This is a genomic window from Corynebacterium sp. KPL3927 (assembly GCF_040225835.1).
In the GTDB taxonomy this organism is placed as follows: domain Bacteria; phylum Actinomycetota; class Actinomycetes; order Mycobacteriales; family Mycobacteriaceae; genus Corynebacterium.
The window spans coordinates 40,672-48,363 of sequence record NZ_JBEHGD010000017.1; the positions used below are offsets into that span (position 1 = coordinate 40,672).

Annotated in this window: 7 protein-coding genes, 1 tRNA gene and 1 pseudogene; 4 read left to right on the forward strand and 5 right to left on the reverse strand. The window is 55.4% G+C overall.

Features of this window, described 5'->3' with window-relative positions:
- Nucleotides 1-3: 3 nt before the first annotated feature.
- On the forward strand, nt 4-471 hold the full coding sequence (locus tag ABRP86_RS08715; protein WP_349863755.1) for an RDD family protein: 468 nt from the start codon (nt 4-6) through the stop codon (nt 469-471).
- On the opposite strand, the gene ABRP86_RS08720 is transcribed toward ABRP86_RS08715, so the two are convergent.
- Genes ABRP86_RS08720 through polA form a run of 3 tightly spaced genes read right to left on the reverse strand, consistent with a single transcriptional unit; the run spans nt 435 to nt 4,436 of the window.
- Nucleotides 435-806 (reverse strand): hypothetical protein, encoded by a 372-nt coding sequence (locus ABRP86_RS08720; protein WP_005280309.1) that lies wholly within the window; start codon nt 804-806, stop codon nt 435-437. The two genes, ABRP86_RS08715 and ABRP86_RS08720, sit on opposite strands and share 37 nt — an antisense overlap.
- A 38-nt stretch (nt 807-844) precedes the next feature.
- Nucleotides 845-1,783, reverse strand: coding sequence for a DNA glycosylase AlkZ-like family protein (locus ABRP86_RS08725; protein WP_349863760.1), 939 nt, complete (start codon nt 1,781-1,783; stop codon nt 845-847).
- 4 nt (nt 1,784-1,787) lie between these two features.
- Nucleotides 1,788-4,436 carry a DNA polymerase I gene (polA, locus tag ABRP86_RS08730; protein ID WP_349863763.1) on the reverse strand — a complete coding sequence of 883 codons (2,649 nt, stop codon included), beginning with the start codon at nt 4,434-4,436 and terminating at the stop codon, nt 1,788-1,790.
- 144 nt (nt 4,437-4,580) lie between these two features.
- Between polA and ABRP86_RS08735 the strand changes: the two genes are divergently transcribed.
- A tRNA-Leu gene (locus ABRP86_RS08735) sits at nt 4,581-4,654 on the forward strand.
- A gap of 146 nt (nt 4,655-4,800) precedes the next feature.
- On the opposite strand, the gene ABRP86_RS08740 is transcribed toward ABRP86_RS08735, so the two are convergent.
- On the reverse strand, nt 4,801-5,172 hold the full coding sequence (locus ABRP86_RS08740) for a DDE-type integrase/transposase/recombinase (RefSeq protein ID WP_349863773.1): 372 nt from the start codon (nt 5,170-5,172) through the stop codon (nt 4,801-4,803).
- Nucleotides 5,173-5,550: 378 nt separating this feature from the next.
- Nucleotides 5,551-5,749: pseudogene (locus ABRP86_RS08745) on the reverse strand (hypothetical protein).
- Between the two features lie 759 nt (nt 5,750-6,508).
- Between ABRP86_RS08745 and ABRP86_RS08750 the strand changes: the two are divergent.
- Both ABRP86_RS08750 and ABRP86_RS08755 read left to right on the forward strand, forming a co-directional pair.
- Nucleotides 6,509-6,817 carry a transposase gene (locus ABRP86_RS08750; protein WP_349863765.1) on the forward strand — a complete coding sequence of 103 codons (309 nt, stop codon included), beginning with the start codon at nt 6,509-6,511 and terminating at the stop codon, nt 6,815-6,817.
- Nucleotides 6,817-7,539 carry an IS3 family transposase gene (locus ABRP86_RS08755; protein WP_349863768.1) on the forward strand — a complete coding sequence of 241 codons (723 nt, stop codon included), beginning with the start codon at nt 6,817-6,819 and terminating at the stop codon, nt 7,537-7,539. The genes ABRP86_RS08750 and ABRP86_RS08755 overlap by 1 nt, the downstream gene beginning before the upstream one ends.
- Nucleotides 7,540-7,692: the final 153 nt, after the last annotated feature.

The window sequence follows — 7,692 nt, forward strand, 5'->3', positions numbered from 1 at the left end:
AACATGATTGCCGAAAGACTGGGAATTTTCCTGCGCCGCGCCGTGGCTTGGTGGATCGACGCCTTTCTCGTGGCCGCCATCGTCACCGTGGTGCGGTGGCTGATTAATGCGCTTGCCGGTTCCCCCTTATCCGGCCGCCCCGAAGAGATCTACGAGGCGGTCGCTCTCGCCGTGGTCTTCTATATCTACCGCGTGTGGGTGGAAACGAAGAAGTCAACCTCCCTGGGCAAATGGTCGATGCAGCTCGAAATCATCCCGGCCCGCTCGCCGTTTGTCACCGCGTGCCTGCGCAATTCGTGGCTGCTGCTCACGCCCCTGACGCTTACCGGCTGGAACATCGACGGCATTATCCTTGCGATTTTAGGCCTTTCGGTTTTAGCCATCGGCCAAACACCCTTTGACCTCTTGGCCGGTTGCCTAGTGGAAAAGCGACCTCAGGAGGATTCCACAGCGATGCGCGGCCAGAGGTAGTACACCACGGCAGCAATAGTAATGAGCGCAAATACCCACGAATACGGGAAGGCCACGGCAATGACAGTTACCGCAATCATTACACCGGCCGCCTGAATTCGGTAGCGCCACGGGTTCTCGCCTTCTCTGGCGGCGTTGCCAGCAGAAAGGAAAAACCCAAAAGTTATAACCGCATAGAAAATGAAGTAAGATTTATCGCTGCTTACTGCTTCTTTTAAGCCGCTCTCAGCAATTTGTCCCGCCGGGTATGCGACCATGACTGCCCACGTAGTCTCAAAAAAGCGCAAGACGTAGGGATGGGACTTCCAGGTAATACGTTTTCCGAGAAACTCCATGAAACTACTTTAAAATCCTCATCTGCTTCACGCACTTCTCAGCAGTCTTTCCACTGCCGTTCCACGCGGCGTGACGCGTAGGCGGGAATACCCCAGTCCTCAATCCCCTGCTTATTCCACATGCCGCGCACTTGGCCGTCAATAACGATGGCGCGGCGGAAAATGCCCTGGTTCCCGGGAACGACCGCGTGGTGCATATCCGCTGACATGGCAAAAAGTCGATCTTGGTACCCCAAAATGTATTCATCAAAGGCGCCCAATAGCAGCACCGATTTCTTCCTTCTCACCTCTGGCAGCTCCAGCACCTCTGTAGAGACCAGCTCCTCGCCTTCCCTACCTATCCGGATGAGGTCATCCGGCAAATTCTCCGCTGCGGGACGAATGAGCTTTTGGGGCAGCTTGGACCACCACGCAAAGTCTTGCAGCGTCGCCGGACCATGGGTGCGAAAATAGCGCGTCATCAATTCCGTCGTGGCGGCCACCGAGTCGCCGTTAAAGAGGGCCTCCAGGCCGTCTAACTCCACCGGAGTAATGAGCTGCTCTTCGCCTGCATAACACGCATGCCCGCTTTCCATGGCGATGCGTACCACGTGCCAGAAAGGTAGCTCGGGCAAGGCCCGGGCGGCGCGTGCTTTCAATTCTGCGCGCGTTAATGGGGCATCGATAAGCTGCAGCACGGCTTCCCGTACCGCTGCATCGCCTTTTCGAGGCTTCGCACATAGCTCGGTTATCCAGCCCATATCCTTGACGGAGGCGGTGAACAACGTGTTGCGCATCGCATAGCCGCGCACGATCTCGGACTTATCCGATTCATCCGTTGCGCGCAGCGCCAAGGACCGGCGCACCGAATGCAGGTCCTGGCCTTGCGTAACGCCAAAGGCGCGAACCGCCTCTGCAGCGGTGTGCCAGCGTTGGGCCGTGAGCCCCTGGGCGGCCAAGCGCATGCGGGCGCGTTCGCGCCGGTTAAGCGTCATCATCGAACTAGTGGGCCGCGGCGTCCCAATCCGTGCCGGCGCCGGCAGAGACTTCGAGTGGCACGTTCAGCTCGATGGCAGAATCCATCTCGCGCTCAAGAATCTCGCGGACTTGATCGGCCTCGCCGGGGGCGACCTCCACCACCAATTCATCGTGGACCTGGAGCAAAACACGTGATTTCATGTCGCGCAACGCACGGTCCACGCGACTCATCGCGACCTTGATGATATCCGCGGCCGTTCCCTGGATCGGGGCATTCAACGCAGCGCGCTCCGCGTTTTCGCGGGCCAGCCGGTTATCGGAGTTAAGCTCTGGCAGGTAGCGGCGGCGACCAAAGAGCGTGGCCGTATAACCATCCTTGCGGGCTTGCTCCACGACATCATCCAGGTACTTCTTCACACCGCCAAAGCGCTCGAAGTAGCTTTCCATAATCGACTTGGCTTCACCAGCAGGGATTCCCAGCTGCTGCGATAGCCCAAATGCGGACAGACCGTAGACCAAGCCATAAGACATGGCCTTTACCCGGCGGCGCAGCTCAGGGGTCACCTGGTCAACGGGCACATCAAAGACCCTAGAACCAACGAAATTGTGCAGGTCCTCCCCGGCCTTGTAGGCCTCAATCAACCCGGGATCGGCAGAAAGGTGCGCCATAACGCGCATTTCAATCTGCGAGTAGTCCGCGGTCATTAGCTGCTCAAATCCCTCTCCCACGATAAACGCCGAGCGAATCTGGCGGCCGGCCTCCGTGCGCACCGGGATGTTTTGCAGGTTGGGCTCCGTCGAGGACAAACGCCCCGTCGAAGTCACCGTCTGGTTAAAAGTGGTGTGGATGCGGCCATCCGGTTGGACGGTCTTGATGAGGCCCTCCAGCGTGGTCTTCATCTTTTGGTACTCGCGGTGGGCCAATAGGTGATCCAAGAACGGGTGCGGGTGCTTGATTGCCAGCTGCTCGATTTCCTTCGCGGCCGTGGAATAGCCCGTCTTTGTCTTTTTCGTCTTGGGCATATCGAAGGTCTCAAAAAGCGCCTTTTGCAGCTGCTTAGGAGAATTTAGGTTGAGCTTGTCATCGCCGGCAAGCTCGCGCGCGGAGCGTTCCTGTTCCGCGACCTGCTCCACAAAGGCATCCTTTTGGGTTTCCAAAATGTCTACATCGACCGCAATGCCCGTAGCCTCCATGCGCGCCAAGATGGTCACCAGCGGCAATTCCAGGTCGGTATAGAGCTCGAAAGAGTCGATGTCCTGCAGTTCCGCGGTGAGTTTTTCCGCCAGCTCCATGATTGCCGCCGCCTGATCTACCAGGGAGGAGCTATCGAGCAGCGACATCTGCTCCGAGGCGGCGCCGAGGGACTTTTGAAGGTGGCGCTGGTAGACATCGGAAAGCTCGTAGGTGCGCTGGCCTGGGCGCAGGATATACGCCGCCAAGGCCGTATCGTGCGCAAGCCCGTTGAGCTCAATGCCGCGCCCTGCCAGCATGTGGAACGCGGCCTTCGCGGCGTGGAAATACTTAGGGGCCGGCGATTCTAGCCACTGGACCAAGACCTTTTCCTCATCGGCGGAAAGCTCCCCGAGTTCTACCTGCAAGCCGTGGTGGTTGCGGTCCACAAAAGCGATGGCAGAGGCATCGCTTTGGCCCGGGGTACCCTCACCTTGCACATACACGGCTACGTGCTCGCGGTTAGGTAACCATTCGCTCAGGGAGGCGTCATCGATGGTGAGCTCGACATCTGGGGAATCCGCAACTTGCTCAGCGGCCTCAGCGCCATCGTTGGGAATGGCCGCTAAGACACGATCGCGCAGGTTGGTGCCAAACTCTAGCTCATCGAACTTCGCAGCAACATCGGCAACCTTGGCTTCCCTGAATGCCAGATCATCTGGACCGACGTCTAAGTCCATATCTGTAATCATCTGGGTAAGCTTCCGGTTCATCTGCACCTGCTCGATGCGTTCGCGGAAGTTATTTCCCACCACGCCATTGATTTCTTCGGCGTGCTCTACCAAGGAAGTCAAGTCTCCATACTTGACTATCCACTTGGTGGCGGTCTTTTCTCCCACCTTGGGAATGCCGGGGAGGTTATCGGATGGATCGCCGCGCAAGGCAGCAAAATCGGGATACTGCACGGGGGTAAGCCCGTATTTATCCTCGACGGCCTCCGGGGTAAACCGGTGCAGCGTGGATACTCCCTTCATGGGATAGAGCACCGTGGTCGAATCCGTAACCAGCTGCAGATAATCGCGGTCGCCAGTGACAATCAGCGTCTCGTAGTCCTGCGCCTGGGTGGCAAGGGTGGCCAAAATATCGTCGGCCTCGTAATTTTCGCGCGAGAGCGTCGTAATACCCAAGGTCTCCAAGGTATCGCGAATGATGTCTACTTGGCCCTTAAATTCTTCCGGCGCGGCCTCGCGCTGCGCCTTATAATCCGGGAACATCTCCGTGCGGAAAGTCTTCCGGCCAACGTCAAAGGCAACCGCGATAGCATCCGGCCTTTCCTCAGAGACAATATTGGACAGCATGGATAAAAAGCCATACACGGCGTTGGTGTGCTGGCCGCCGGAGGTAGAAAAGTTTTCCACCGGCAGGGCATAAAAGGCACGAAATGCCATGGAATGGCCGTCAATGAGCAAAAGGCGGGTCTTATTGGAAGTCACCTGCCCCATACTAGGCAACACCATGGACACGGCGATACCCCACCCAACTTCACCGCCTTGAGCAGGCCTTTTTACTGGACGGGGACCCCAATTAGGAATTGCGCCAACCCCTGCGCTAGTATTTCCAACAGTCAAAGGCGCTCGCTTTTGATTGCCCCTGTAGCCCAATTGGCAGAGGCAACGGATTCAAAACCCGTCCAGTGTGAGTTCGAGTCTCACCAGGGGCACATTGCAACCCCGCTTCCTTTCGGATAAAAATCCACGGAGGAAGCGGGGTTTTGCCCGCATATCCGAATTTGTTGAGTTGTGGGGTTCGCGAACTAGACAACATTTAATGTTGGCGCGGTGAGGTTTCCAAGGTTTTCTCTTCTACTTAAACGGAACAGATCCTGGGACACTTCACAATCGCTTGGTTGAGTGCTTGCAGCGGTAATGCCTCGGTGCGCATCGAGTCCGATAATGCCCATCCAACTATCCGTCGGGAGTAAACGTCAGTGACAAACGCGGTGTACACAAAGCCTTTCTTCGTGCGCACGTAGGTAATGTCGGCCACCCACAGCTTATTCGGGCCTTGGGCTTTGAACTCACGCTCGACCAAATCTGGGCGCAGACCCGGCACGTTAGGCTTACGGGTTGTGATTGGTGATCCGCCTGTGCCTGTGCCAGAAACACCGGCCAGGCGCATCAGCCGGGCGGTTTGCTCACGGCCGATATCTATTCCGTCACGGTGAAGCGCGTGCCACATTTTCCGCACGCCGTAGACACCGTCATTATCCCGATGAACAGCACTAATGCGTTCAACTAGAACAACCGTCACGAAGGCGACGAGCGCTTAGCCCACGGGCTTTGGACTGGCGATAACCACGCGAGGTGATGAACCCACCAGCCCGGTTATTTTTCAACGTCTTGCAGATGAACTCGACAGAGAAATGATTCCGGTATTTATCGATTAACCGGATCATTTCCGACGTTTGGGGCCTGGCTCCGACGCGAAAAAGCTGACGCAGCCTTCAGCAACTCATTAGTGTCGCGTAGCTCTTGATTTTTACGGCGTAGCCTCGCGTTTTCGGCGGCCACATCTTCAGGAACAGGTTCTGGGGTGCTTCCTGCACGGCGAGCAGGCTTAAGTCCATTGACAAGCCGTGTGCCATGAAACCCCCAACTTTGCAGCTACTGCCTGGCACGCGGGGTACATCGACATATTTTCCGCCAAGATGCGGTCTTCCACGAGACGGACCACGCGGTCCTTTGCATCTTGGTCAAATTTTCTTGGCATGTTCCAGATTTTCCCATCTACTCAAACGGAACAAAACCTGGGACATTTCATTTGGCAACACGTCGTCGATGCGTCTACTTGGTACATCAGCTTGCTCTAGCTTAGCCTCGGCGTGAGCATGGTCGCGGTATTCTGTCCAGTTTAATGGTTACTCTGGCAATGGCTCTGGAACGAATGGAAAGCGTTAGAGAGTCCTTAGCAGTTCCAAAATACGCAGAAACTTAAGTGGAAATAGGTTCTTCTGCGGTTACAGTTAGTCCCTCTAGACTTCAATCTAGAGGGACTAACTGTAATTGGCCTTACAGCGGTTCCATATCTATAGGCTATGCGAAGTTTCCATAGCCAGAAATGGTGCTCACCCATAAGAACGCTGATACGACGAAAGCCGCAGCGAATGTGAAGGCAAAAGCACGCCATGATCGGTCGCTAAGCCGACCCTTTTTCAACATGTAGACAGACATGGCTAATACACCCCACACCACCAATGAAGGTAGAGGTAGCCCATAGAAGACGAAAGGTATTGGAAGCCATGTGGACAGGACCACTCCGCCGTAAAGGGTTGCGACGCCCACGACAATTCCAAAAAGTATTCCCGGAATGATCGTTCTTTCTTTCACAACAAATTCCTTACCAATCAGTTTATCTTGATCAAACCACCGTTTTTAGCCTGCGCATGACATTCATTGATGGCGCCCGCTTCATCTCCTTCGTGTCGCAATCCAATGTCTCGACCAATTGAGGTTACCCTCGTTTAGTGGACACCCGATTAGTGCGGATCTTGTGTCCGTAAGAGAGGATGTTCATTGTGAGTCAACAACGCCAGAAATACACACCTGAGTATCGACGTGAAGCCGCAAACCTAGTAATCGAATCGCAGCGCCCAATTGCTCATGTAGCCAAAGAAATTGGTGTCGCACCTGGCCTTTTAGGCCGGTGGGTAAAAAATGAGCGTCAACGCCAAGGATCCTCTGATGGGCTAAGTGAGGCTGATCTTCGTGCTGAGAATGCTCGTCTGCGTCGTGAGCTGGCAGAAGCCAAGATGGATAATGAGTTTTTGTCAAAAGCGACAGCCTTCTTCGCCGCACAGCAACGCGATCAGAAAAGTTCGAGTTAATGCAGCCAGAGAAGGCTAACTACAGCATCAAGCGCATGGCACGCCTTTTGAAGGTATCTCGGTCTGGATACTACAAATGGGCCCATATGCAGCAGCAACGCTTATCCGGTAAAGATGATCGGACATCTTTTTACGATGATGTTGATCGTAAGATTCATCAGATCTGGAAAGACTCCGATGAGGTCTATGGTGCTCCGCGGATTACCGCAGAACTCGCCGAGCGCTACCAGATCAGTGTAAATCGTAAGACTGTGGCTAAGCGGATGCGCCTGATGGGAATTGAAGGGATTTCACCGCGTGCTTTTGTGCCCGTGACAACGATCCAAGCCAAGCGTAAGTCAAGTCTTCCTGACCTAGTCCGGCGCATGTTTGATGCTGGTGAGCTTAACCGGGTGTGGATGTCAGATATTACTTATCTGCGCACCGGTGAAGGCTGGTTGTATTTATGCGTGGTCCGCGATGGTCATTCCCGCAGGGTACTGGGCTGGGCTATGGATAGCGTGCAAGACACAAGTTTGGTCGAACGGGCCCTACGGATGGCGCATACGCTGCGTGGTGACGTTCCTGACGGGCTGGTGTTTCACGCCGACCGGGGAACACAATTTACCAGCGAGCAGCTCTGGGAGGTGTGCCGCAACCTAGGTGTTGCTCAGTCTGTGGGGCGTACTGGGGTGTGCTTCGAGAGCGTGTCAAGTTGTTTGTGTATGGGGCTAGGTTTATAGGTATTTGTCGAAGCGGGCGGGAAAGGCTACGGCCATTTGGTTGATGGCTTGTTTCCAGCCGGAAACTCGGGCTCCTTGGACCTGACCCCCAGATGGTGGACACCTTGAAACCAGCATCTCGCTGGGGAAGTGAGGTACCTTTCCACCATGCCA

Excerpts from the sequence above, each read along its gene's own strand:
- ABRP86_RS08740 (WP_349863773.1), bottom strand. The coding sequence starts at position 5,172 with ATGTGGCACGCGCTTCACCGTGACGGAATAGATATCGGCCGTGAGCAA.
- ABRP86_RS08720 (WP_005280309.1), bottom strand. The coding sequence starts at position 806 with ATGGAGTTTCTCGGAAAACGTATTACCTGGAAGTCCCATCCCTACGTC.
- ABRP86_RS08725 (WP_349863760.1), bottom strand. The coding sequence starts at position 1,783 with ATGATGACGCTTAACCGGCGCGAACGCGCCCGCATGCGCTTGGCCGCC.
- polA (WP_349863763.1), bottom strand. The coding sequence starts at position 4,436 with ATGGGGCAGGTGACTTCCAATAAGACCCGCCTTTTGCTCATTGACGGC.
- ABRP86_RS08715 (WP_349863755.1), top strand. The coding sequence starts at position 4 with ATGATTGCCGAAAGACTGGGAATTTTCCTGCGCCGCGCCGTGGCTTGG.
- ABRP86_RS08755 (WP_349863768.1), top strand. The coding sequence starts at position 6,817 with ATGCAGCCAGAGAAGGCTAACTACAGCATCAAGCGCATGGCACGCCTT.